This is a genomic window from Sulfolobus acidocaldarius SUSAZ (assembly GCA_000508305.1).
Lineage (GTDB): Archaea > Thermoproteota > Thermoprotei_A > Sulfolobales > Sulfolobaceae > Sulfolobus > Sulfolobus acidocaldarius_A.
The window spans coordinates 178,761-203,532 of the sequence record CP006977.1 but is presented as its reverse complement, the minus strand read 5'-3'; the positions used below and the strand labels follow the sequence as shown (position 1 = coordinate 203,532).

Below are 24,772 nucleotides of genomic sequence, written 5' to 3'. Positions count from 1 at the left end.
TTCTCTTTTTAATGTATGACATAATCCTTACATCAGATAGAGGATCCTTCACAGACTATGGGGGAACCAGTGTACTAGGATATGTAGCCTGCATGCCAGCTAGACTGGTTCCAAGAGCTTTTATGAACAGGTTCTTCACTCCCCCTGTACCAACAGATAAAGATGGTAGAGCACTGTTTGCTCCATACGCCATAAGAAAAATCGAGGCATTACTCACAAATTCAGGATTTAGTGTAATTACAGTACCTCCAGAAAAGTTAAAGAAATTTGCCAAGGAAACTAAAATAATTGGAATTACAGCCCACGATCCATATGGTTTAAACCCAGTGAGTGCAAAGTTGAGTTTCATATTTGGCGGAGGTCCTACTTGGACCGCCCAGTTCTTTGACGAGTTTGGTGAGGAGATAAAGAGTTTGAAGGAAAAATATAAAATGAAAGTGATTGCAGGAGGTCCAGGAGCCTGGGAACTCAGTCTTAAAAAACCTGATTGGATAGATACTGTCTTTATAGGAGAGGCAGAAGTAGATCTTCCACCGTTAGTTAAGTCAATTCTTGATGGGAATGAACCACCATCCATAGTTAGAGGAAGAAACCCAAAGCTGGATAAAATTCCTCCAATACAAAATCCTGCTAGGTTAGGGGAGGTTCAGGTAACAAGGGGTTGCCCCAGAGGTTGTAGGTTCTGTTCAATTACCCCAGAGACTTTCAGATCAATACCTATAGATGTCATAAAGAAAGAAGTAGTGATAAATATGAAAGGTGGGTGGAGGAGGGTGGAGTTCATTACAGACGATATCTTACTTTATGGATCGCAAAAGTTGAGGACTAATCATGATGCCATAGTAAATCTGTTTTCAGAAGTTATGAAGATGGGGGTTGATGGAATATGGTTCCCACACATATCGGCACCGGCAGTTAGGGAAAGCCCTAAGACTGTAAAGGCTATGTCAGAAATAGCTTCATATAATTTCGATAGAGCTGCAGCTCCCGTAGTTGGTCTAGAGAGCGGGAGTTTGAAGATAATTGAAAAGTACATGCCTGCTAAAGCCTTCCCATGGACTCCCAGGGACTGGAGAGATGTAATCCTAGATGCCACAGCAATAATGAATGACAATTACATCTATCCGTGCTACACTATGACAGTAGGTTATCCAGATGAGACTGAAGAAGACGTGGACCAGAGTATCAGCCTAGTCCAGTCATTGATAGATCATAAACTGGTAACATGGATATTCCCGTTACCTGTAATTCCGATCTCAACAACTTACATTTCCAAGAATCCATACCCTAAGCCTGAGAAGCTTCCTAAAAACTATTGGGATTTGCTATACCTAGCATGGAATTATGATCTGAAAATTACTAGACAACTAATCCCTGTAATAACAAATAGCATGAGAAATAAACTGGTGAGGAAGATAGTTCAAATCATGATCGATAAAATATTCTCCAGCATAGACTTTGTGTTCATGCAATTGAAAGAAACAAAAGGAGAACATGCTAAGATTTACTCACAGGTTAACTTAAACAACCTCACTGGAGTCCTGAAATCAATATATTGGCTCATTAGACTGACCGCAAAGCCTCTAAAAAGCGAATAACGTCTTTCAATGTCCTAATATCCGTGCCATAGAATCCAAACCTGTCCAAAAGAATTCCCCTTTTTAGCCTAGCCCTCTTAGCTCCCTGTATATCCATTTCAGCAATATCGCCTAAGTGAAAGTCTGGCTCGCCTAATTTCTCCCTAACATATGTGAAAATTTTTGGATTTGGTTTAACGACCCCTACTTCAAAGGAGAATATTAGGATGTCAAGATATTTATGGAGGCCTAACGAGTATACTACGTCCCTTGCCCTAGGGGTGGCATTTGAGACTAGAGCTATTTTATAACCTTCAGATCTTAGGTACTCTAGGAAATCTATGGCATCATCATAAATATAGTACTCACTACCTCTCGATATAGACGAAATTTTCTTTGTTAACTTCTCATTAGATGGGTCTAAGCCCAACTCATAAAGGAAGTCTTTTACATCAAATGGGTTTACACCATTATCATCAGGAAAATTGGACTTCGAGAGGCTCCTTACGTAAGCTCTATATACTTTTAGTAAACTTACATTGTATCCGTTGTCCCTCAAAAAATCATATATCAGCTGGTATCTTCTCGGCTCAAATGCTACCAACGTATCACCTAAATCTACGCATGCTATTTTGCCCATATATAAAATGTAAACGTTTAGCTTTTATTTTGACATTCTTTAGTAGAATTTATGTTTAAGGGTAAAAACGTAGTTATAACTGGTGGAACTAGGGGCATAGGAAGGGCTATAGCTGAGAGGTTTAACTCCTTAGGTGCTAAGGTATTTGTGCTCTACGCATCTTCGGAGAGCCAAGCAAAGGAATTGGAAAGTAAAGGAATGGTCACAATCAAGTGTGATGTATCAAAAAGGGATCAGGTTATAGAGGCTTCCAAAAAAGTAAGGGAGATTACAAATAACATAGATGTAATCGTAAATAATGCTGGAGTCATGTATACTATGCCGTTTGAAGAGTTTGATGAGGAAAAATACAAGAGAATGATGGATATTAACTTGACTGGAACGATCTACGTAATTCACTCTTTTCTGCCTTTCATGAAACAAAGAGGAGGTGTAATTGTAAATATAGCCTCAAATGCTGGAGTTGGCACCTCTGCCGTTGGAACGACGTTCTATGCCATAACCAAATCTGCTGTTATAATGTTAACCAGGAGACTAGCCTTTGAGTTAGGTAAGTATAACATTAGAGTTAACGCTGTAGCTCCAGGATGGGTGGAGACTGATTTAACTGTTTCGGGGAGGAGTCCTGAAGAGACTGAAAAAATTAAACAGTGGTTTAGGGATAGAACAGTACTACGCACGACCGGAAGACCAGAGGACATAGCAGGCATAGTCACCTTCCTATCCAGCGATGACGCCAGGTACATCACTGGACAAGTGATAGTAGCAGATGGAGGAAGAATTGATTATTTAACACATAGCTTGTAAGTTAGGTAAAACACTGTGAAACTAAGAGCCACTTTTTTACAAGTTAGTATATTATAGGTCTTACCTTAAGTCTAACATAAGGGGTATAGGCTCCATGATTTTCATCAACCATAACACTTCTTCCATCCTTGCTTACTGCATCAATTGTCAATAGCTCTTGCAGAGGAATCGCTATCTCCCTCACTACTACTCCTTTTCCCTTAAATATGACTGTTCTTGGAAATAGCCTGATACTATTTTTCACTATCTCACTCCTCTTAACACCTGAAACAAGTATCCAATCTCCTTTAGTATCTTCAATCATCTCCTTAACATTCCAGCTACCATTATTAACCTCTAAGTTAAAGTAGTCTGGTTTAGGTATGAACCCCCTTGCATTTCCGGGCTCAACTTTTTTTGTAAATGACGTCCCAAGATATGACGAGACAGTACCGTCAGCGACGATCTCCTTCCTCTTGGTAGGATAGCCCTCGTCATCAAAAACTGAAAAGCCAAGTAGATAATTATTCAAGGGGTTATCATATATAGAAATTTCATCTGATAAGATCTTCTCTCCAAGTCTTATTCTAGGTTGGTCTCCCTTCAAAAACTCGACCAGGTTATGAAAAACATGTGCTGATGCCTCTGGGTCTAATATCCCGTAGATCCTGCCTAAATTCCACACCCTCTCCTCTAAAACGTTAAACCTTATAGATTTTAAAAAGTCCAGCGAGATTTTTACCTCAAGCGGACTTCCCACATATCCGAACTTCAGATCACCTATACTTACATAATTGAGAACTTTCTCCTCAACGCAAACGTGTTCATCATCTCTTATTTGTCTGCGAACTTTCTTTATAACAATTGTAGCTTCATCATCATTGATCTCCCTTATTCTCTCAAAATCCTTCACACTTGGATGTGTAAAGGACGAACAGCCCCCTGAGGCTCCTCTTCTAGGAACTTTAATAACCCTATTTTCCGTGAAGTTCCCCTGAGGAGTGAAGTTAATTATTTCCTCTTCAACCTCGTAAATCACATATTTACACTTTCACGCAACAGTTGATAAGTTTTATGGCGAAAAATTTAAATACAGTGACTGTGTATTACAGTATGACATGTCTGACAAGTCATCTGAAGAGGAGAAAAAGAAAAGTATAACTATAAGGGGAATAGATCAAGACCTGTATGAGAAAATGGTAAATTTCGCAAGGGATAGTGGAAGAACTGTAGGGGAGGTAATGAATCAGGCAATGAGTAGTTTTTTAGGAGTAGCAAGTGAAACAGCTAACGTCATAGACCAAACATTACAGAGGGCTAAAGAAACTGGTAGATCGTTTGTGGAGGGATTCAATGAAGCTAGAAAAGGGGTTTCGGTAATTGCTGATCTGGACGATCTTACATTGTCCAAGGAAGAAATAATAAACCATGGCAAACAGTTATCATTTAGGAACATTAAGCGTTTGACCTTTCCTGATATAGATGAGCAGACTTTTGAAAATTATATAGTGTCTATTGTATCTGTAGATGAACTTGATATTCCAAAAAGCTTGAATAAATTAAAGGTTCTTCAGAGAGGCCGTTTTGTCAAAAAGATAGTTCAGAGTAACACATAATACATGACAGCTGATACGAGTGTCACAAGTCCACAAAATATCCACAACGCGAGATAGCTGAAATCTACTAATATGAAGGACGCAACAATAGGTGAGATTATTCCGCTAGTCTGCCAGAAGAAGTTAGAAATACCTGAGACGCTACCAGCTTTACTACCACCTATCATGGCTACAGCTGAGGAATTTGCAGGCGTTATCACAAATCTAACGAAACCCATAACAGCAGCAATTATCAGCATGTAAATATAATTTAAAGAAATTGGTAAGATAATTGTAAGTATGCCATAAACTCCTTCGAATAAACTTAGGGATTTTATAGGACCGAACCTCTGTATTATAAAACCTGCCATTATGGTTGACGGAATTCCAGTCAAAGCTAAGAGTGAATATGCCAATCCTGCAAAGTAATCGTTCAGACCTGTGTACAGAAAGTACCTATAAGCGTATAATGCAATAGTCCAATAAGATAAAAAGAACAGGAAACCAGCAACGCTGACGACCAAGACCCTTTTATCCTTGATTACTGAAAAAGATAATTTGTTGTTATTATTTTTATTATCTAAATCCTTTTTGACATCACCCAGTTTCAGATATGATAACCCTAACAGTAAGGATATCACAGCTATCATATAATATGGTGCTCTCCAGCCAAGGTCAATAGCCATCGCAGGTAACGCTAAACCAGATATTACAATTGACAATGGCCAGGCTAGGCTATAATAGCTTATAGCCTTGTTTAGCTCGTTCTTTGAAAATGTTGCTGTGAGAATCTTTATCGTCACAGGATATATCCATCCTGCGCAAAATCCCATCATAAAACTCGATACATACAATGTGAGTATAGTCTGAGCTATACCAGAGAGTAAAGAAGATATAAATAGCCCTATTAGAGATAGTAACGCAATCAAGTTAGGTTTAAAAATATCTGAAAGTAGTCCCGATGGAATTTGAACTATAACATACGCTATGAAGAACAACGAGAATATAAGTCCATTTTCAAATTCATTCGGTTTTAAGGTGGAATAAACACTCACTATGCTCCAAGCTACTCTGGCAAAATAGCCTAGAAAAAAGGAGGATGAAGTTATGAAGACAATTACCCACTTGTTCAAATTATGCTCACCAACGGTAAAATTATGGGAACTACAATTGTCAATATAACTCCACTTATCATGGCTCCTATCATATACTCATTTCCCAATACTTCCACATATAGCGGTAGAGTAACGTCCATAGAAGTTGCACCACCTACTGCTATTGCGCCTACAGGGGTAGGTCTAAACTTCAGGAAAATGGGGACTAAGACGAAGGCTAATTGCTCTCTCAGGAAATTAACCAAAAACCCAATTATTCCAGCAATTGGACCATAATAACTAGCTACGAAAGGACCAGTGTATGAATACCACCCTGATCCTAACATAATCATTAAGCCTTCCTTTAAATTAATTATGGGGGAAATAATTAAGGCTACAAGAACTGCACTAATTATGTCAACAATAACAGCAAACATAGATAGCTTACTCATCTTCATTAACGTCTTTAGACTAATAGAGCTCCCTACATCGATTCCTATAACTAATGCAAGAATATATAATTCGTAATCTATAATGTCGTCAAAAGGAATATTAGCTCTTAGTAGTAGGCCAACTATGAAACCTAAAACTAATGGGATTATGTATTTTGCTTGGACTTTCCAATTGACTTTTGTAACGAAGGTTACATTTAGTCTAGAGACAGTAAATAATCCTAGGGCGTAAGTGACTACAGCTATCACTAGCGCAAGAAGAAATGATAATAATATGGCATCAACTAACTGGATTCCAGCTATCTGAGATCCTCCCCAAAATGCTATAGTAAATATCACCATCGATATTATTCCATCAGAGACCCCTTTAGGTAATTTTATGTATCTCCCTAGTATCAAAGCCATAACATATACAGAAATAAAAACTTCAGTGAACACTTTTAATACTCCATATCAGAAATATAAATTTTTGACTCATAACAGATTTTTAAAATGATCCCACGCAATGTTACGTCATGAAGTTTCTGAAAAGGTTCAAAGAGGAGGATGACATTCATGCAAAATATGAAGTGATATCCGAGTTGTTTGCCTCAAGAATAGGAAGAGTTTTAGGAATGCCTGTCCTTGATTTAGAGGTCGCCAGTGAGGGGATTGTAATGGATTACCTACCGGATAGAGCCACATTTGAAGTGAAAAACCTGAAAGAGCTAAAGAGGGCTTTAGCCTTTGAGGAGTGGCTACTAAATATTGATTTAAAAGAGGATCATATCCTATCCAAGAATAATTATGGATATATCATAGACCATGGTCATGTATTGTTAGCTTGGAAACCACTGTATTACGTTCAGGAGATATTGCACAAACCTGTTACAAGGTTCAAGTTATGGTCAGATAAAGAAAGTTATTTGGAAGGAGTTGAGATAATTAAATCCTTAGACAAACAAAACAGGAATGTAATTCTCAAGGAGACAGTGAATGAGATTAGTGAGTTCTTTAAGGGTGCAGACTTAAGTGAATATTTATATTTCAGTGAAAAAATTCTAGATTTTAGAGAAAGAATACTAGACAGTCTATTTATTGGCGAAGAAATACAACTGCAGCATTAGTATCAATTAAGTACGGAGCAATCTTCCCCCATATAATATAATCACTATTAATCCCTTCTCTTCCTAGAAACTCTACCTTAACTAGAGTATTCTCCATGATGTAGAACCCTTTCTTTGACACAACAGCTAAGCCCCTAATTAAAGGAGATACTATAATGTCTGTAGCATGCTTCACTAACTTTATTTCATAAGTACCACTCTTATCATAAACGCGGAAAAGCCTTGTGTAGAGCTCAGGGGAGATTATCGTAACAGGGTCAGAGTATCCGTTTGTCTCTAGGATCTGTACTCCTCTTATTATATCGTTTGCAATACTACCTGGAATATCCCAATCTGATGCTTTTTCTTTCCTACCCCTTTCTATAATTGACAAGGGATGCTTGGAGAGTAATAATTCATCTTCCATAAGGGAGTACTTTACCCCTGCTCTATGTATGATATTTAAAGTCCTGTTTACAGGTAAGTCACTCCTAATTTTGAACTCCACACTCAAATACTCTATCTTATAAAGTTGTGAGTCCATTTTCTGTGTTACTTCTCTCTCAGTCTCCTCAAATCCAAATAGAGAAATGCTCTCATCAGGGTAACTCCTTAAAGTCCCAGCATATCTTATTTTTCTTTGCTTTAAAGCCTCATGAATTATCTCCTCCACAGAGGGCTCCTTTTGATAACTATCAGTTTTATCCTCTTTATGCTCACTGTCCTTATCATCATTCACTTGTCCACGTGGAATTGGTATTTCATGTCCGCTTCCTATAAGTTCTGATGCTTCCTTCCAACCTTTAACTATGTAATCAAAATCCTCTTTACTAACCTCATACAGTAGCCTTAGAAACTCTCCAAAATGGGCTATTTCCTCTTTCGCAATATCTTCATGAACCCTCTTAAGATGTTCGTTCTCAAAAAGCTTACCTTGTTGAAGATAGTAGTTTATTGCGTCTAACTCTGCCATCAAAGCTCCTCGTAGTGCTCTTACCTCCTCCTCTTTATCTAACTTTTCTTTCCTCGCTTGCACAGACGGATCAGAAGAGAACATATTTATAATATGATCTATTTACTTAAAAGATTTTATGGAAAATCTCTCCTATATTTTGAGTTGTTTTTAGAAGAATTGGAAATGTATTAGATTAAAGAGTAAGAGTCATTACTTATAAATTATTTGGAGAAATGATTCAAAAATTGATATGATGAATTCTTGATGTAGGATAAAACTCATTTAGGTTTTCTATGAATTTACGTAATGGGGAAACCCCCGCCTTTTGGGGGGAAGTAAGGTTATGTAATAAGTTTATATAATTCCTGAAAAATGCTAGATCTATGAAGTTACAAAAGTTCATCATAATTCTTCTATCCTCTATTGTAGCCTTTGGAATTATAAATTACATACTGAGAGTGCTTCAATCTAGTCAATTGAATAATGGAATTTTTACTCCTGACAATATTCTTTGGATAAGACTTGGCTTAATTCTAGCGTTAGGTTTCCTCTTAAGTTGGAGCCTAGGGGAAGTAGTGAGAGAGATAAAGATACCAAACGTTGCATCTGACCCACTCCCCGCCTTAAAAGGCGAGGTTTGTAATTCTTTTATCAGGTTGTAAAAGACTATGAAGTGGAAAATGGTCCCTACTTTAATGAACAATTTGACAAAGAATATGTGGCAGTCCTAGTAAGGATAAAAGTGAGAAATGGGGAGGACTGGCGGAGAGTCAAATCTGAGGTACTAAAAAGACTCTTAAAAGTGAGGCAGGAAATGATAATAAGACAACAGAAGACTCAGAATAATCCGTCAAATAATCTAATTAAATAATGATAGCTAAAATAGATGAGAGAAACAACAGGATAAGTGATGCTAGAAATGAGAGAAACAGGAATATTATACCGAAATCTCCAACTACAGGTCTTAAATACAACATAAATGTCAGTAGTAATGGAAAGGGATTCATATATTAGTCTAAACTTGAGAAATTTATAAAATTAGCTTAATATTCGAGATATAATTCTTGATTTGAGTTCGTCCTCAACTTCATAAAACATAGCTTCTAAGATTACCACTCAGGACTTAGAGGAATTAAGGGAATTACCATACTCGAAAGTCTCCTAATACCGTTCTAAAGATACGCTACATTCAATTGATTTAATGAACGGACCACAAAATTAACTATAAATAACCTATCTTCTCTTTCATCGCCTTCCAAAAAACAGTCAAGACCACATTACCCCCTTCACCTTCAGAATATTTATTAAATCAAACCCATGATCCTTAACTATCTTATAGCCATAGCTTTGCAATAAAATTAACACTTCGGCTTTATCGAATTCATGCATTATACTAGGTACAACCACCCTTGTACCTATCCTGGAACCCTCTATTTCATTTAGCGCATCAACTATATTGCTTACTACCTTATCCTTAGGTTTAACTACATTATAGAAACTAATTGATAAAAATCTTTCATCCAATAACGCAGAGACCCTCTTGGTCTTGTCTATCAGTTTTATGTATCGTTTAGCCTCCCTAAACATAAAAGTACATGAGACAAATCCCAACTCCTTAAGGGTGGACTCAACTTCAACAGCCTCGTTCCCATTTAAAGGTAAATATGATCTTATTTTTCTATCCGCTACAGTCATATGGTTAACCAGACCGATTAGAACATCCCTAATACTCATTTTCTTATCCCTTTGGAGGGTAGAATTACGTAATCTCCGGTTAGGACTAACTGTTGACTTACATATTGCGGTACCCTGAGTAAATCTTTCACCTCCAAAATGCTACGTATTACAAACTTACTAGCAACGTATTTCACGAGAATTTCCTGGAAAGATAAAAAATTGACCTGTAAATAATCTAATTCAACAGAGGGAATAATAAGAAAATCTACTCCCCCAATGTTATATAATAGTTTTTTAAAAATTAAAAATTTTCGCTCTAAAATCCTTATTTAATCAGGTAAGAAATCAGAATTTAACATTATAAATTTGTTCTTGATGTAGTAAAACAGGAAATTGGATTACTGTAAGATTAGCCTTTTCAAAATTCACTTTATTGCTCATCATGATTAGCAATAGTTCATGGCAATGGTGACTTGTAAATCTTTTAAGATCACACATAGTATCTACATCACATGAGTATTGAAGTTAAAGAAATAGAGGGTTACCCTATAATGATTTATAGAAAGGATGGTAAAACTTATACCTGGTTGGCTGGGTGCCCTCACAAGAGAAGACCTATTCTTGAAAAAGGCGTTGAAATATTTGATGATAAGATAAAGTGTCCATTCCATTATGCTGTATTTAGCCTTATTACGGGAGAGATGCTTAAGGAACCAGAGTCAAAGACAAGTTGTGGAAGTAACTGCAGGTTAATTCAGGTCAAGATTACGGACAAGTTGGAGTTCTCTGGTGAGCCCTTTATCCCCACGTTGCAAAGTAAAAAAGGCTTATAGATTTCGTTGGGCACTAATCTGTTAAACTAATACTTTCTTAGAAGGTTGTTCTACATCTATAAATACTCCCATATGCCTTTCCCTCTATAATTGTATACTATAGTCTTATACGTAGTCACATCCTCAATTGTGTAACCTATTCCTTCTCTTCCTATTCCGGAATCCTTGCGTCCGCCGAACGGGAAGTAACCTATACCGTGCCTAGGGTAATCATTAATGTACACTGCGCCCACTTCCAAGAACCTTATTGCTCTCCTTATTTCATTTATGTCAGTACCAAATATTGCTGCATCTAACCCGTACCTTCTCTCGTTAGATAAACTTATTGCCTCGGAGATATCGTTTACTTTTACTAAGACAGCTATAGAAAGGAAAACTTCTTTCTTATATAGATAGAGGTCTTTCACCTTACTTTTATCAGCCTCTATAACAGTTGGCTCTATATATGTGGGACCCAGTCTTTTACCCCCATAAAGGATCACTCCTCCCTTCTCAACTACGTCTTTCAAAGAGAACTCGAACTCGTCCACAGTTTTTGAATCTATAATTGGACCCATATTTACATTTGGATCTCTAGGATCTCCAACTTTAATTTTCTTTAATTCTTCTACTAGAGCCAATTTTAGCTTTTCGTATATCTCATCTTCCGCGAAAATGAATTTTATGGAGTCACATCTTTGTCCTGAATAACTAGTTATTCCTGTTACGATCTTTTGGGCTGTAGAAGTTATATCTGCATCTTTCATAACTATTACGGAATCTCCACCCCCTAGCTCCATTATGTATTGCTTTATCCCTCCAACCTTCATAATGTGCTCCCCAGTCTCAGTGCTTCCTGTTATGGAGATGACGCTTAACCTCTTATCTTGAACCACCTTGTCCATTTCCTTCCCTGGCAGGGTTATCACCGCTAAAGCATTTTTTGGAAATCCGGCAATTTCAGCCAGTTTTGCAAACATTATAGCAGGAATAGGAGTTGAGATAGCCGGTTTTAGTACAAAAGCATTCCCTGCCACAGTTGAGTACACGAACTTGTTCACCACATCAAAAAGTGGATAGTTAAACGGGGTTATAGCCAATACAATTCCCAATGGTTCCCTCCTTATTATAGCCTCAGACTCTAAGCTCTCACTACTCCAGTCGCCTGGAACGTACTCCCCATAAAGCTTTCTCACATCCAGGTCAGCCCTTAAAAGTCTCTCAATTGACGCATTGACCTCTCCCCTTGCAGAAGATACTGTTTTGCCATTTCCTACTACTAATACTTGGATAAAATCCTCTCTATACTTATCCAGGAGGTTTGCAATTCTATCGTACAATTTTAGCCTCTTCTCCCCTGGAATGTCCCTAATTTCCCATCTTCCTTTATAGTGTATATTTGCTATCACAGAGTCTATCATTTCGTAGTTGAGCCTAGGAACTCTCGCGTATACCTCTAGATCTATTGGGCTCTTCACGTTCTCAAAGTCCTTTGAAGATGCCCAAGTACCTGCTAAAAAGGTCTTAAAATGAGGTACGCCGTCTGAGTCGATCGTGTAGAGGTCTTGAAACTCTTTAGGTAATTCGTTTAACTTTACCATAATTAGTTATAATATAATATGCTGATTTTTTACTTTTTCATCTCTGCTAGGAACTCCTCTATTTCCTTCGTTGAGGGAAGGTTCTCCTGATCCCCTCTTATCATCACATTAAGAGTAGAGGCTACAATTGAATAATCCAGTGCTTTTTTCACATTAAATCCTTTTAAATATAGAGATAGAAATGTTCCTCCTAAAGCGTCACCTGCCCCAATAACATCTTCAACCTGAACCTGATAACCTGGAGAAAAGTAAATACTTCCATCAGAGTATACCATAGCGCCTCTGGCTCCTAACTTCATTACGACTATCCTAGAATAATTTGATAAAATCTTTAGAGCCTTCTCGGGATCAGACTCACCTATGATGATCTTTGAATCATCAGGATCGGTTATCAAAAAGTCTGGTTTAAACTCATTCAGTAACCTCATAATTTCACTCTTAGCCTTCTCAGCACTCCATAACCTCAACCTAATGTTTGTGTCAAAGGATCTCATTTTAGCTAATGAAAAAGCCCTGAAAACAGCCTCTTTGGCTGTATCTGATATAGCTAAGGTTATTCCTGAGGAATGTACAATATCGGCACTCTTAACGTAATTCTCGCTCACATCCGCCGGGGAGAGTCTACTACCTGCACTTCCTTTTCTGAAGTATAACATTGAGCTCCTATTGGGAACAGGGTGACTCCTCTGAACAAAATAAATTCCTGTAAAAGACTCTGGATCCACTTTTATTCCACTAACATCAACTCCTTGTCCCCTTAACCACTCTATAATGTTATAGCCAAACTCGTCATCTCCAACTCTCGTAATAATCCCGCACTCATTTCCTTGCTTAATAAAAGCTACACAATAATTCGCTTCACTACCCGCTATGTGCTTTTCAAAGTAGTTTATATGCCTTAAGGGACCGACTGCAAGAGCATTGAACTGGACAAGGATTTCCCCAAGAGCTATTAACTTAACCATGATTAAACTATTAATGTACCAGTTCTTGAATCTTTCTCTTTAAAGGCTCTATCTCTCTTTTTAAGGACAATGCCTCCTCATCTGTAAGTGGAAATATTGGAGGTCTAGGATATCCAACATCATAACCTTGAAACTCATTAACTAACACATAAATTGCTGAGATCGAACCGTATTTTCTCAGTATGTCAGCCAACCTGTTTATCAACTCCTGAAGTCTCAAGGCGTCATCTAACTTACCTTGCCTTATTAAATCCCTTTGCTTAACAATTACCTCAGGTATGAAGTTGGTAAAGGATGCAACGACTCCATCTAAAGACAACAAAGAGTAGTATATCAAGGTGTTTGAGCCATTATATACTTTTACTCCAGGTAAGTTTAACTTATACTCTAACGAATGAGCTAAATCTTGATTAGTGTCCTTTATGCCCTTTACTGGAAGAGATTTCAGTATTGATGGTGATATGTCATAACCAGTGGCTGAAGGGTAGTTGTATATATAGAGAGAGTGAGAGGAAACCCTTGCTATTTCCTCATAATATTTAGCTAGAAACTTTTCTGGTAATCTGGGAAAGTAATAGGGGGAATGAGAAGAGACTCCCAGAATATCCATTTCATTTGAAAACTTTACGAGCTCCATGACGTCATTAAGATTGAGACTACCTACCTGAAAGATAAGTTTATGGGTAACATCATAAAGGGCATTTAAATTCTGCCTCTTCTCGTCTTTGGATAAGGCAGGACCTAGACCAGTAGTTCCGTTAACGAAAATTTCGTCAACACCCTTCTCAAGTAGGTTCTTTGCATGCGTTTTTAGTGCATCTACGTTTATTTTACCTTGTTTATCGAAAGGTGTAATGATAGGTGAAATTATTTCCATAGAAAGAGTAGTTGTAATTGAATAATAAAAGCTTATTACAAAGAGTAAAGATGAAGAAAAGACTGAATATATCAGAAAGTCAAATAACTTTTGACCATCATTCCCGCAATTACCTACTCCAGATTAATACATGAAATTTTGTTGATGTATAACCCTCTTCTTCTCTTAGTATAGCTTGATATTCCTTTAATAAAAATATATTGTTGTAAAGTATGCAAAATTGTCAATGAACTTCACAGTTGAAGCTCACTTTTCATATTATGGTCACTTATAACCATGAAATATTAACTATGTGAGTCCTAGTAGCTGATTCCTGTATCTTAGGCATAGTTTCATCATTTAACGAAAGTCCTCGATTGTGGGCTTAACCAATTGTTTTAGGCGTTGCTAAGTAATGTGTAGAGCTAAATAAAGAGGAGAAATATTTAGGTTTTGTTTGGAAGAGACTTGTAACTTTCAACAAGTTAGTAAATAACGTGAAAAGATTTCAAAAAGGTCAATTACCCTGACAGTATCAAATATAGTCAGTGATTTCCGCCATAAAGAAGATATATTCTAGTCTTTCTTTAGCTATTGGTTTCCTTTCCCTCCATTAAAGGTGAGGCTTCAATATTTTTGTATACCTATAGTTAAATTCTCCTCGGTTAACTGGGCATTAAATTCAAAGCCAATACACATCCAAGTCCAAAGCCCTTTTTATGCTCTTCCGACAAGTTTATACATATGAAAATAGTTGAGAAGGACGAGAAAGGTTACGGTTATCCACTTCTAGAGTCAGATGAGGACTTAGAGAAGTTTAGGCAAATGCTTATTGAAGCCTATTATGAGCTTAATCCCGACCATAAACGTCCTTGTGAGAACCAATCCCCCAAACGTAAATGATACAGTTTTTTGCGTCTACACTGTAAAGTATCCTAATGTTACCAGTGACTTCTATAGAAAACATATCGTTGCCGTATAGGTCCTCCTTATTCAATTTCTCTCTAGCGTAGTGAAATGGATTGCTTTTTATGAGTTCCAATTTGTCCACTATTAGCATTAGGTACTCGATATTAGAGAACCGCTTTGCTATGAACCTGGTAGGTCTTTTTCATTTCTAACTTTCCTCATCCTGAACATTATTTTGTACCTTTCACAAGCCACAACTAACTTTAGAAGTCTGTATATTTAAAAACCTTTCGTTTTTAGTGTTATTATCTTTAATAACACAACTATAATAATATTATAAATTTAAAGTACACCTAACGGTATAGTCATCAATAGGAATCCTATCAACACAGCCAACCCATTAACAGCTGGATTGTTATACCTAAAGTGGGCTAAAGCAAACCTTCTCCACTTGCCATTCCTCTTCACGTATATACCCCTCTCTGTGAAGATATCTAAGACCATGTGGGAAGGACCAGCAATAACCCCATCAACCAACAGATAGTAAGGGATAGCATGTCTAACGTAAAAGAAGAGAACAGAAAGTAAAACACTGATAAGTAAGCTCCAAAGCATAGACCTCGGAAAAGTGTGGGTAGTAGGAGTCCTAGAGATGTATTTACCCCGTATTTCATGCCCCAACCTATCAATAAGGGTATTTGAAAAGACTGAAAGTAAACCGCTGTAGAACAAACTGTCATAATAATTAGGAGGGGATAACGGGGTCACAAGAAACGAATTTATGAATACGAGCACACCTATAGTAAACACGTAGTGGGCGTAAAGCCTCATTTCCCTCTCACTAAGTAGAGTAAATGACCGATCTCCGGTAGAATAAGCTCCTTCATTGCTAATTTCACAGCGTCTGGTGACCCAGGTAGGAGGAAAACAACTTTATCACCTATAATCCCAGCAGTCGATTTGGATAAGTAAGATGCTGACCTAACTTTAGGATCATTATAACTTACCATTCTAAATACATCACCGTATCCTTCAATCTCCCTGTCAAATATTTTTCTTATTGTTTCAACCGTGACATCTGTTGTAGAGTAGCCTGTGCCTCCAGTTGAAATTATGACGTCCACATCTGGACTATCAAGTGCTTCAGAAAAAGCTCTAAGTATTTTTATCTTGTTATCAGGTATCAATGTATACCCTACCACCTTATAACCTTCACTTATAATTGATTCCTTTATAGCATCTCCAGACTCATCTACAATAGTCTCTCTCTTTATGAATTTCTCATATCGTGAAGTACTTATCGTAATCACGTAAAACCTCACTTCCTTAGGTGCATGTTCCTTGTGTTTCTCATGTGCTGTCAAAGAATTTCCACCTTTCGGGCTATGTCTAAATCAATATCACTGAATTTATCTCTTTCTAGCAAGAAACCATCCACATAAAGCTCTAATCCCTCCTTTAACTCTGTGAACCTTATTCTAAAAGACGTCAAAACATGACCAGTATCAGTTAGGTACTTTACGGGTAAAGAATAAGGTTTCAAGGTTTTGTCTATAGTTACCTTCCCCTCAAATCTTTCCACTCTTTTAACTTTTCCGAAATCCTCACACTCAACTATCTTAAAAGTATAAGGAATGTCGTGAAATATTCCTTCCAAAACTCTCTCCCTTTTTAGCAGATTAAAGTCATGAGAGTTTAATATTTCAACCTCACCTTGGTTAAAGGAACTCAGTGACTTAGTTATCCCAGCTCTTCTGAGCTCCCTGAGTATCTCATAGTTCCCTATGTCAAATGAAAGTAAATCAATATCGTTAAAGTTCTTGCCTTGAAAATAGAGTAAACTTCCCGTAATTCCCACATGTCTGAATAGTGATATAAAGTACTTAACCTTAGGATCTGTTACCTTCTTAAGGTCAAAAGGATTTAGTACCTCGGAGTCCTTAAGGGGTATTAAAGGAACTTCAACACCTATCTCCTCAACATATCGTAGTAAATGCGGAAAATCCTTTCTTACGATACTCATGGCGTCATTATACCTCTTAATCTTCTCGCCTTTATACAACCTAGGTATGCCTACAACATAACCTTGTGGATGAAAGCATCCTTTAACAGCCCAATAAACGCCCTCATACTTAACGAAGTAACCCTCAGCGATCACAATAAATTTTTTAGTGTATTAGGCTTTAAGGATTAAGTGAAAGTCTTAGTAGTTGGCAAAGGTATACTAGGAAGTTCTATATATCACATGCTTAAGGAGAAGGGTCATGAGGTATCTGTGGTAGAGAGTGGATTTAGAAAATTTCCGCCAACGCTTATTCACTCTTTGTTGTTGGTTGGAAAGGATGTTGAACTCTCTATACTGTCCAAGGAGTTTTACCTTAGGCATAATATTCCGCTTAAGTCCTTTACGTCTTATACACTAGGAAAAGTGAGTAATGATGTCGTCAATAAATGGTTAAGTTTAGGCTTAAATGTTGAAGAGAAGTACGTTAAATGGTTAGGGGATAGAGCCATAATAGGCTATGGGACAGACTCTTTGGTTCAAATTAGAAAGCTGATAGACAGCGTTCCTAAGATCAGCGGAAATGTATCAGTTGAGGTAAATAATAATAAATTAAGAGTTACACTAGACGATAATGACGTTACATCAAAATACGACATTTTCATACTGACAGCTGGTGCTTGGAATACTCTTTCAATAAATGGCTTGAGGCTTCCCCTCAAGAGTTACTATTGTTGGTCATGGTTAACTCTAAACAGAAATTCGCTATTGGACAAAGTTTTCATTTATGATTACGAGCTAGGATATTACTCAAGACCTTTCATGGGAATAGGGCTTCCATTAAGTATAGTGGGAGATGGTGACGTGATAGAGTGCTCTCCGTTTGACAAGAAAATTGGTGATAGGAAAGCAGTAGAAAGAGCAGAGAGTAGAGTAGGTAAGTTGTTTCCAATATATAGGGGAGAGGGTTACTGCGAAGGTACTCCTGACATGAGACCGGTATATGGTGAGATAACTGATAGGTTATATTTTGCGGGTGGTTTAGACGGATATGGGGCTGAAGTAGGTCCTGGTATAGCAAATCTACTGGTCACGTATATTCTAGAAGGAGAGAAAGAAAGCGATTACTACTGGAGAAGATTTAATGGAGTAACGGATTTCAAAATAGGTAAGGAACCTCATGAATTATAGATTTCAAGATGCTTGCTCAGAAGCTCATCATCATTAAATTTCTCCTCATTAACCTCGAGGTGTAGTCTCTGCTTTTCCTCGCACATTTCACAACTATATATAACCCATGCGTAAATGAATTCATCTCCATAATAATACTCCATACTCCTCCAATTTCTGTTCTTAATCAATTCTTTAACGATATTTAGCCTAGTTGTGGTAAAGGCAACATATTTCCTGAGTTTAATGTAATGGGGCTTTAAGGTTAGTAAATGATACCCGCTTATTAGAACAGAAGTTGTTATATGAAATTCATCGAAGTCACTTACTTTAATTAACTGAATATTTCCCTTATTGTCAACATATACTCCAACGTTATTATAGTCCTCAAACATATCTCTTAGGTAATGCCAAGGCGGTGCTGGAGAGCCAATTATCCAACTTAGCATATTAAATCCTTAAATATGTGGTATAAGACTTTACTTATAATGATGATGTGACGGTTTACAGACTGATGAAGATCGCTTCCCATCCTGAGTGATGAAAATGAAACAATTTTATGAGATTTACAAAAGAGTAAACGAGAAGTTTGGAGGGAGTGAAGACTTAGAAAACATATTCAAGAAACTATTATCTCTCAACAAGGCTAGTATAGTAAACTCTAGCCATCTAGTCCTTGAACTAATCCTCTCCGCCTACCTTGTTAATAAGGGTTTCAAAGTTTACACTGAGGTGGAAGTGCCTGGCGGAATTACGGACATATATGCAATTAAGGGGGTAGATATGTCCATAGAGGTTGAAACTGGTTATGTGCCTCCCACAAATATATTTCTAGCTGAAGAATATTTAATGAGTAGGATAGCCTCAAAGACTGTCAGATATAGTAACATTGCTCAACAATTTTACATAGCAGTGCCATCATTTTACATACCCCCAATACCTAAGGAGCTTCTTGTTAACCCAGAGCGAAGAAGTGAAAGTGATGTTAGAAAAATTATGATGCTTATTAGAAAATATACAAAGTCACCAGACATCACCCTAAATGACGTCAAGGTGTGTAGATTAAATGGAATTATCACAATTAATACAAAGAATTTAGATATAAAGATAATAGACCCTAAAAGCTATTTAAATATAGAGGAATTTTACAGCAATGTAAAGGAAAATGAATGATATAAATGGAACAGATATATTGTCATCTATGTAGGGCAAAGTCTCGACTATAGTAGCTATAACTCCTGAGATCATACCAGGTATTCCGTAGATTAAGTAACCTAGAGGAACACAGAATAAAAACATACCTACACTGCCCCAGAACCCCTTAAATCTTCTCCTATACACGTAGTTCCTGATTATCCCAGTTATACCATCACCAAAACTCATGTAGTAAAGTGGGAGGAAGGGAACGAATTTAAGTGGACTACTCCAGAACGTAGGCTCAATCAACCACATTATAAGAAGAACTGTACCAAATGAAAAGGAGAAGTATACTTCCCCCCTATCTCCCTCATCCTGAAACCAGTTTAACATCTTCTGCCTAGTCCTATGGATTATAAGGTAGATCATGATTGCATAAGAGGCTAATATGGGAACTAATGGCGAAGAGAACAAGAATGGTGAAACTACTGCCACAACTCCGCCTCCCAAAATGTGTATGGCTTTCCTCGTTACGTAAGTGTTTGTGTATTTATTAATTAGTTTGGACAAGTATAAGGTGACAAAGGCTACCCATGCCACTAAGACTAAGCCCCATACTACGTCACTATAATTAATAATCATTATCACTTCATCAATGAAGAGTTATTAAAAACTTTTTTAACAATTAGATGTGGTAAGCGTATTTTTATACAAAAAATTGCCAGATGGTACATTAGCACCCGCGGAGAAAGATGGGAAGGTGATTGTAATAGTTGAAAATCTAATGGTTAAGGTTTTTGAGAATGGTGTCGAATTGAAAAAATTTCAGTTCAAACCACTTGGTCAAGAGAGAGTCCTTCTAAACAGGCTTAAGGAGATTATAACTAAAACAGGAATAAATGTTGACGAGAATTATGCGTTAGCTTACCCTGACGTAAAGACCAGAATACTGAAGTTAAATCAACTAATAGGATTAGTGTTTGAAGATTATGTGCACAACCAGTTGTTAAATACAGGTCTCAGAGTAGAGAGAAATAACGATAAAAGGGTCCTATCTTTGCCTAGGCTTGGTGCAATGATACATAACAAGCCTGATTTCTTAGTGGAAAACAAAATAGCAATTGAGGCTAAGACAGGTTATTACAGTCATGAACAGATAGAAGATTATGAGAAGATATACGATATCGGTGCAGTGGTCTTTCCTTGGAGTGGTGAATGCAAAGTTAGGAGATGGAGGTGTTTCTATTATTTACTTAGTGATGTAAAAAGATTTGTAGACTGGGTTAAAGTTTTTAACCGGGCTTAAGTAAAAATATAACATGGAGATAGGAACACCTCTTTTTGAAGGATCTAAGAAATTGTTATGGTTAGGTGGAGGAGAACTAGGTAAGGAAATGGTAATAGAAGCTCAAAGAATGGGAGTAGAAACTGTCGTTATAGATAGATATGATTTAGCTCCAGCCATGCATGTTGCACATAGAAAGTATGTTATGAACATGCATGATGGTGGTGCGATTGAGAGCATAATAAGAAGGGAGAGACCTGATGCAGTAATAGCGGAAATCGAGGCTATTAACACAGAGACATTGAGTAAGATAGAGATGGACGGAATAAAGGTTATGCCTAATGCAAGGGCAGTAAAAATCTGTATGGATAGAATTGAACTAAGGAGATTTGCAGCAGAGAAGGTCAAAGTTCCTACAACAGCCTATGGTTTTGCAACTTCACCGGAAGAAGTTAAGAAAATGTGCAAAGACGTAGGTTACCCCTGTATTATTAAACCACAAATGAGTTCGAGTGGTCACGGTCATGAGGTTATATATGACGAAAGCCAAGTTGAGGAGAAATTTAAGGAGGCACTGGCACATGCCAGAGGAAAAAGTAAGACAGTTATCGTAGAGGAATATGTGAAAATAGATAGAGAGCTTACAGTTTTAACTTACAGGTATCCTCTTAGTTCAGGGGGAGTGGCAACAAAGACAATTTACCCAGTAGAGCACCAGAGACCTCAGGGTGTATATCATTACATAGAGTCGTGGCATCCTGCAACTGTAAGCCAAGACGTCATATCAAAGGCTTCAGAGTATGCAACGAAGGTGGTTAATGAATTAGGAGGTTTTGGAATCTTTGGTGTTGAAATAATGATAGCAGGTAACAGGGTTCTGTTTAACGAGGTCGCACCAAGACCACATGATACAGGATTAGTAACATTAGTGAGTAGTGATATTAGTGAATTTCAGGTACATATCAGAAGTGCATTAGGCTTACCTACACCAGATGTTAAGGTTGTAACCCCGGCTGCTGCTCACGTAATATTAGCTTCAGGAGAGAAATGGGCACCAAAATATATTAACGTTGATAAGGCTTTGGAAATTCCCGGCGTTCAGGTAAGGTTATTCGGAAAGCCTGTCACTTACAATGAAAGGAGAATGGGTATAGTACTGGCTACAGGAAATAGTGTCGAGGAGGCAAAGGAGAAAGTTAGAAAAGCCTCTGCTCTAATCCTAGTTTCATAAACCGTGTATGCCCTTTATTTTTTCCACAACCTCATTCACTTTCTTTGCTACAAAATCAGACGATACAGTGTATGAGGGGTCTTCTAAATCCTCATAATCACTTAAACCTAAGTCTGCTAATGTCGCTATTGACAGTACCCAAATTTTAGCTGTGGCTTCATAGCTGTACCCACCACCACCTGTCATCACAATCTTACTCTTAAATTTCTGTGCGAGATCTCTCAATGAAGAAATTACATCCAAATATCCCCTGTTGGTTAACTTAAGTTCCACCAATGGGTCAGTGAAATGAGAATCGCCTCCATTTAATATTATGATTAAATCAGGTTTATATGACTCCACCTTAGGTATAACTGTTTCTGTGAAAGCCTTAAGGTATTCCTTATCCCCAGTACCTGGTGGTAAAGGAACATTTAATACTAAACCCTCACCTTTTCCCCTTCCTATTTCATCATAGTTACCAGTTCCTGGGAAGAAGCCCCTGTGATACATATGAAGGGAGATCTTAAGTGAGTTCGGGTCATCAAATAGCATATACTGGGTTCCATCACCGTGATGACCGTCAATATCGATTAGTGCAATTCTATTATATTTCTCCTGAGCTATCTTTATAGCTAACGCGACATCATTGAATACACAGAAGCCTGAGGCAGAGGAGTATTTTGCGTGATGAAAGCCTCCTCCTATATTGAACACAACATCATACTTGTCCAAGAGTTTTATAGCTGTTACAGTTCCACTCGTTCTAGATAGTGCACCCTCATACATTCCTTTAAATGCAGGGGTATCTCCATCGTCTAAATATCCTGCTCCATCTTCACTCTTCTTTTTCACCAGCTGGATATAATCTCTTGAGTGAATCTTCAGTAAGTCCTCCTCACTTATTAAATCAGGTTTTATTATATCTATGTAGTGGAATGCTCCTCTCTCCTCTAAGATCTTCTTTGCCATAGTTTCCCTTAAAGCCTTAAAAGGATGATTTCCTGGAAATGAATATTTTAAATAATCATAATCCCATAGAAATGCAACATTCATGAATTTTAATATATATCAAAAACTATATAAGTGTACACGAGGATTTTTCCATGATGAGCTTATCTAATCTACTAGAGGAACCGAAAGTTATCGCAACTTATGGTGATAGAATAAGGGAAGTTATTAGTAAAATGAGAGAGCAAAACCAATGGGTTGTACCAGTTCTGAAAGAGAAGATATTAGTTGGTATAATTAGTTACAATGACTTGTTAAAAAAGAGAATAAGTCCTGAATCTAAGGTCGTAAATCTCATGAGCCCTCCAATTTCAGTAAATCTAAATGATGATATTGGAAGAGTCATAGCAAAATTTTACACCACACGAAGTAGAGCAATTCCAGTTATTGACGAGAGGAAGAGGTTTACAGGTATAGTGACAAGGGAAAGAGTACTCTTACAGTTCTTAAATGAAGAGGAGTTTAAAAAGGCGAAAGTCAGGGAAGTGATGAACTCCCCTGCAATAACTATAGACGCTGAAGATTCAGTGGCTAGAGCTAGGTGGTTAATGAGTAACAATAACATAACAAAACTCCCTGTTATACAAGGTAAAGAAGTTGCAGGAATTATCAGTGCCAGGGATATACTGAACAGATTATACAGCATTAGCGGAAAGAAGAAGTCCTCCATACTTACTGAGGAAGAGAGATTAATGGCAATGCCGATAAAGGAAATAATGAACTACCCCGTAATAACTGTAAATGGCGCAGAGAATCTTCATTCTGCAGTGAATACTCTACTCACCAGAAAGATATCAGGTATGCCAGTACTAGAAGGTAACATGATTGTGGGAATGTTTAGCGGAATTGATGCGCTTAAAGTTATTGCTAGGAAATTCGAACTTTCTATGCCAATAGAGGCTAAGTTAACTGGTGAACTTAAGGAGGGTAATTCAAGGGCAATAATAGACTCCATCTTAGAGAGGTATTTAGCTAAACTGGAAAGATTGACTGAAATTCTTGATTTTAAGGTCGCCTTTAAGGAGGAGGCAAAAAGCGAAAATAATAAGAAAGTCTACCAAGTCACCGCTAGAGTTTCCACCAAGATGGGCGAATTCATTGCAAAGGAAAGAGACTGGGATCCAATCACTGCGTTAAGGAAGGCAGTGGAGAAGTTAGAGGATAGAGTGATTAAGACATCGAGAAAAATGGAGAGCAAAAGGAGAAAACCCAAGGCAGAAGAGATTTGAAGTTTGGTATAGTTCAGGTAAATAAAAAAGGATTAGCATTAGAGTTAACAGAAAACGCGTTAAGGGAAGGAGCAGAAGTAGTGCTATTACCTGAAAAATGGGTCAAAACACTGGACGAGCTACCGCTGGAAGACTTACGAAATTTAGCCAAGAGGTATACTGCATACATAATTCCAGGTGCTGTAGAGGACGGTGTGTCAATAATTTCGCCTATTATAAGTTATGACGGTGAAGTAAAAGGAATAGCAAAGAAGATCCATTTATTTTTAGAGGAGAGTAAAAGACTTCTTCCAGGAACTTTCACTACAATGTTTAATTTTAGGGGTATCAAAATAGGCGTCGTAATTTGTTATGATGCTGACTTCCCAGAAGTGATAAGAAGTATGTTCCTCAAGGGAGTAGAGATAGTTTTAGTTCCCTCAAAAATTCCCTCGGACGGAATAGACCTGTGGAGGGAGTATTTAAGAACTAGAGTCCTAGAGAACAGAATTGCGATAATAAACTCAAATGCGATTTTTCCCCCAGATTTTCCGGGAAAAAGTATAGTTTATGTACCTAAGTTTCAAGGCAGGTTTGTCTATCCCTATGTACTCGCAGAACTGGACTCAAGCGAGAGTTACATGGTTGTTGATGTGAATCCATTGGACTTTGTGAACATGAGGTTAGAAAGACTAAAGGAATATAGAAATTTCGAAATTACTGAACTAAAATGATTAATAAAAGA

At 37.4% G+C, this 24,772-nt stretch carries 31 protein-coding genes; 15 read left to right on the top strand and 16 right to left on the bottom strand.

Annotated features, from left to right (window positions below; translation table 11 throughout):
• Positions 1-11 precede the first annotated feature (11 nt).
• Positions 12-1,598, top strand: coding sequence for a radical SAM protein (locus SUSAZ_01215; protein AHC50744.1), 1,587 nt, complete (start codon positions 12-14; stop codon positions 1,596-1,598).
• Here the strand turns inward: SUSAZ_01215 and SUSAZ_01210 are convergent.
• Complete coding sequence (locus tag SUSAZ_01210; protein AHC50743.1) at positions 1,564-2,217, bottom strand: 2-haloalkanoic acid dehalogenase; 654 nt, start codon at positions 2,215-2,217, stop codon at positions 1,564-1,566. The two genes, SUSAZ_01215 and SUSAZ_01210, sit on opposite strands and share 35 nt — an antisense overlap.
• A gap of 51 nt (positions 2,218-2,268) precedes the next feature.
• Here SUSAZ_01210 and fabG point away from each other — a divergent pair, with 51 nt between their 5' ends.
• Positions 2,269-3,024, top strand: coding sequence for a 3-ketoacyl-ACP reductase (gene fabG / locus SUSAZ_01205; protein AHC50742.1), 756 nt, complete (start codon positions 2,269-2,271; stop codon positions 3,022-3,024).
• Between the two features lie 43 nt (positions 3,025-3,067).
• Here the strand turns inward: fabG and SUSAZ_01200 are convergent, their stop codons facing one another.
• The gene (locus tag SUSAZ_01200; protein AHC50741.1) at positions 3,068-4,042 is read right to left on the bottom strand and encodes a peptidase U62 modulator of DNA gyrase; all 975 of its coding nucleotides are present in this window, start codon (positions 4,040-4,042) and stop codon (positions 3,068-3,070) included.
• A 79-nt stretch (positions 4,043-4,121) separates the two neighbouring features.
• Here SUSAZ_01200 and SUSAZ_01195 point away from each other — a divergent pair, with 79 nt between their 5' ends.
• Positions 4,122-4,619, top strand: a complete 498-nt coding sequence (locus tag SUSAZ_01195; GenBank protein AHC50740.1) for a hypothetical protein — start codon at positions 4,122-4,124, stop codon at positions 4,617-4,619.
• Here the strand turns inward: SUSAZ_01195 and SUSAZ_01190 are convergent.
• Together SUSAZ_01190 and SUSAZ_01185 are read right to left on the bottom strand one after the other, a co-directional pair.
• Positions 4,604-5,731: an ABC transporter permease gene (locus SUSAZ_01190; protein ID AHC50739.1), complete on the bottom strand. Its 1,128-nt coding sequence runs from the start codon at positions 5,729-5,731 to the stop codon at positions 4,604-4,606. The genes SUSAZ_01195 and SUSAZ_01190 overlap by 16 nt on opposite strands.
• A complete protein-coding gene (locus SUSAZ_01185; GenBank protein AHC50738.1) occupies positions 5,728-6,582 on the bottom strand; it encodes a hypothetical protein in 855 nt (284 codons plus the stop codon). Before SUSAZ_01185 ends, SUSAZ_01190 begins: the two co-directional genes overlap by 4 nt.
• A 77-nt stretch (positions 6,583-6,659) precedes the next feature.
• Between SUSAZ_01185 and SUSAZ_01180 the strand changes: the two genes are divergently transcribed.
• On the top strand, positions 6,660-7,250 hold the full coding sequence (locus SUSAZ_01180) for a hypothetical protein (protein AHC50737.1): 591 nt from the start codon (positions 6,660-6,662) through the stop codon (positions 7,248-7,250).
• Here SUSAZ_01180 and SUSAZ_01175 read toward each other — a convergent pair.
• Positions 7,219-8,286: a ferritin gene (locus SUSAZ_01175; protein ID AHC50736.1), complete on the bottom strand. Its 1,068-nt coding sequence runs from the start codon at positions 8,284-8,286 to the stop codon at positions 7,219-7,221. The two genes, SUSAZ_01180 and SUSAZ_01175, sit on opposite strands and share 32 nt — an antisense overlap.
• Before the next feature lie 281 nt (positions 8,287-8,567).
• Between SUSAZ_01175 and SUSAZ_01170 the strand changes: the two genes are divergently transcribed.
• From SUSAZ_01170 to SUSAZ_01160, 3 genes are read left to right on the top strand one after another with little or no spacing between them, the layout of a single operon-like run.
• Positions 8,568-8,846: a hypothetical protein gene (locus SUSAZ_01170; protein ID AHC52406.1), complete on the top strand. Its 279-nt coding sequence runs from the start codon at positions 8,568-8,570 to the stop codon at positions 8,844-8,846.
• Positions 8,847-8,857: 11 nt separating this feature from the next.
• Complete coding sequence (locus SUSAZ_01165) at positions 8,858-9,055, top strand: hypothetical protein (protein ID AHC52405.1); 198 nt, start codon at positions 8,858-8,860, stop codon at positions 9,053-9,055.
• A complete protein-coding gene (locus SUSAZ_01160; GenBank protein ID AHC52404.1) occupies positions 9,055-9,198 on the top strand; it encodes a hypothetical protein in 144 nt (47 codons plus the stop codon). Before SUSAZ_01165 ends, SUSAZ_01160 begins: the two co-directional genes overlap by 1 nt.
• 252 nt (positions 9,199-9,450) lie before the next feature.
• Here the strand turns inward: SUSAZ_01160 and SUSAZ_01155 are convergent, their stop codons facing one another.
• Together SUSAZ_01155 and SUSAZ_01150 are read right to left on the bottom strand one after the other, a co-directional pair.
• Positions 9,451-9,918, bottom strand: a complete 468-nt coding sequence (locus SUSAZ_01155) for a hypothetical protein (GenBank protein ID AHC52403.1) — start codon at positions 9,916-9,918, stop codon at positions 9,451-9,453.
• A gap of 288 nt (positions 9,919-10,206) precedes the next feature.
• Complete coding sequence (locus tag SUSAZ_01150) at positions 10,207-10,359, bottom strand: hypothetical protein (protein ID AHC52402.1); 153 nt, start codon at positions 10,357-10,359, stop codon at positions 10,207-10,209.
• 14 nt (positions 10,360-10,373) lie between these two features.
• Between SUSAZ_01150 and SUSAZ_01145 the strand changes: the two genes are divergently transcribed.
• Positions 10,374-10,694: a (2Fe-2S)-binding protein gene (locus tag SUSAZ_01145; GenBank protein AHC50735.1), complete on the top strand. Its 321-nt coding sequence runs from the start codon at positions 10,374-10,376 to the stop codon at positions 10,692-10,694.
• 56 nt (positions 10,695-10,750) lie between these two features.
• Here SUSAZ_01145 and SUSAZ_01140 read toward each other — a convergent pair whose 3' ends face one another.
• The 3 genes from SUSAZ_01140 to SUSAZ_01130 are packed head-to-tail and all read right to left on the bottom strand — an operon-like array spanning position 10,751 to position 14,116.
• Complete coding sequence (locus SUSAZ_01140; protein ID AHC50734.1) at positions 10,751-12,274, bottom strand: aldehyde dehydrogenase; 1,524 nt, start codon at positions 12,272-12,274, stop codon at positions 10,751-10,753.
• A 29-nt stretch (positions 12,275-12,303) separates the two neighbouring features.
• On the bottom strand, positions 12,304-13,239 hold the full coding sequence (locus SUSAZ_01135) for a sugar kinase (protein ID AHC50733.1): 936 nt from the start codon (positions 13,237-13,239) through the stop codon (positions 12,304-12,306).
• 10 nt (positions 13,240-13,249) lie between these two features.
• Positions 13,250-14,116, bottom strand: coding sequence for a 2-keto-3-deoxy gluconate aldolase (locus SUSAZ_01130; protein ID AHC50732.1), 867 nt, complete (start codon positions 14,114-14,116; stop codon positions 13,250-13,252).
• Between the two features lie 723 nt (positions 14,117-14,839).
• Here SUSAZ_01130 and SUSAZ_01125 point away from each other — a divergent pair.
• Entirely contained in the window at positions 14,840-14,998 is a 159-nt protein-coding gene (locus SUSAZ_01125; protein ID AHC50731.1) for a hypothetical protein, read from the top strand.
• 348 nt (positions 14,999-15,346) lie between these two features.
• Here SUSAZ_01125 and SUSAZ_01120 read toward each other — a convergent pair whose 3' ends face one another.
• Genes SUSAZ_01120 through SUSAZ_01110 form a run of 3 tightly spaced genes read right to left on the bottom strand, consistent with a single transcriptional unit; the run spans position 15,347 to position 17,162 of the window.
• Entirely contained in the window at positions 15,347-15,835 is a 489-nt protein-coding gene (locus SUSAZ_01120; GenBank protein AHC50730.1) for a conjugative plasmid protein, read from the bottom strand.
• Entirely contained in the window at positions 15,832-16,368 is a 537-nt protein-coding gene (locus SUSAZ_01115; GenBank protein AHC50729.1) for a molybdenum cofactor biosynthesis protein MoaB, read from the bottom strand. The genes SUSAZ_01120 and SUSAZ_01115 overlap by 4 nt, the downstream gene beginning before the upstream one ends.
• A complete protein-coding gene (locus SUSAZ_01110) occupies positions 16,365-17,162 on the bottom strand; it encodes a hypothetical protein (GenBank protein ID AHC50728.1) in 798 nt (265 codons plus the stop codon). Before SUSAZ_01110 ends, SUSAZ_01115 begins: the two co-directional genes overlap by 4 nt.
• Before the next feature lie 36 nt (positions 17,163-17,198).
• Here SUSAZ_01110 and SUSAZ_01105 point away from each other — a divergent pair, with 36 nt between their 5' ends.
• Complete coding sequence (locus SUSAZ_01105) at positions 17,199-18,197, top strand: FAD dependent oxidoreductase (protein AHC50727.1); 999 nt, start codon at positions 17,199-17,201, stop codon at positions 18,195-18,197.
• On the opposite strand, the gene SUSAZ_01100 is transcribed toward SUSAZ_01105, so the two are convergent.
• Entirely contained in the window at positions 18,185-18,625 is a 441-nt protein-coding gene (locus SUSAZ_01100) for a hypothetical protein (GenBank protein AHC50726.1), read from the bottom strand. The genes SUSAZ_01105 and SUSAZ_01100 overlap by 13 nt on opposite strands.
• 115 nt (positions 18,626-18,740) lie before the next feature.
• Between SUSAZ_01100 and SUSAZ_01095 the strand changes: the two genes are divergently transcribed.
• Positions 18,741-19,349: a hypothetical protein gene (locus tag SUSAZ_01095; GenBank protein AHC50725.1), complete on the top strand. Its 609-nt coding sequence runs from the start codon at positions 18,741-18,743 to the stop codon at positions 19,347-19,349.
• Here the strand turns inward: SUSAZ_01095 and SUSAZ_01090 are convergent.
• Positions 19,305-19,955: a phosphatidate cytidylyltransferase gene (locus tag SUSAZ_01090; GenBank protein ID AHC50724.1), complete on the bottom strand. Its 651-nt coding sequence runs from the start codon at positions 19,953-19,955 to the stop codon at positions 19,305-19,307. The genes SUSAZ_01095 and SUSAZ_01090 overlap by 45 nt on opposite strands.
• A 76-nt stretch (positions 19,956-20,031) precedes the next feature.
• On the opposite strand from SUSAZ_01090, the gene SUSAZ_01085 reads away from it, so the two are divergent.
• Both SUSAZ_01085 and purT read left to right on the top strand, forming a co-directional pair.
• Positions 20,032-20,619: a hypothetical protein gene (locus SUSAZ_01085; protein AHC50723.1), complete on the top strand. Its 588-nt coding sequence runs from the start codon at positions 20,032-20,034 to the stop codon at positions 20,617-20,619.
• Positions 20,620-20,632: 13 nt separating this feature from the next.
• Entirely contained in the window at positions 20,633-21,829 is a 1,197-nt protein-coding gene (gene purT, locus SUSAZ_01080; GenBank protein ID AHC50722.1) for a phosphoribosylglycinamide formyltransferase, read from the top strand.
• Here the strand turns inward: purT and SUSAZ_01075 are convergent.
• Positions 21,824-22,864 (bottom strand): acetylpolyamine aminohydrolase, encoded by a 1,041-nt coding sequence (locus tag SUSAZ_01075; protein ID AHC50721.1) that lies wholly within the window; start codon positions 22,862-22,864, stop codon positions 21,824-21,826. The genes purT and SUSAZ_01075 overlap by 6 nt on opposite strands.
• A gap of 53 nt (positions 22,865-22,917) precedes the next feature.
• On the opposite strand from SUSAZ_01075, the gene SUSAZ_01070 reads away from it, so the two are divergent.
• Complete coding sequence (locus tag SUSAZ_01070; GenBank protein ID AHC50720.1) at positions 22,918-24,048, top strand: histidine kinase; 1,131 nt, start codon at positions 22,918-22,920, stop codon at positions 24,046-24,048.
• Entirely contained in the window at positions 24,045-24,761 is a 717-nt protein-coding gene (locus tag SUSAZ_01065; GenBank protein AHC50719.1) for a nitrilase, read from the top strand. Before SUSAZ_01070 ends, SUSAZ_01065 begins: the two co-directional genes overlap by 4 nt.
• Positions 24,762-24,772 lie beyond the last annotated feature (11 nt).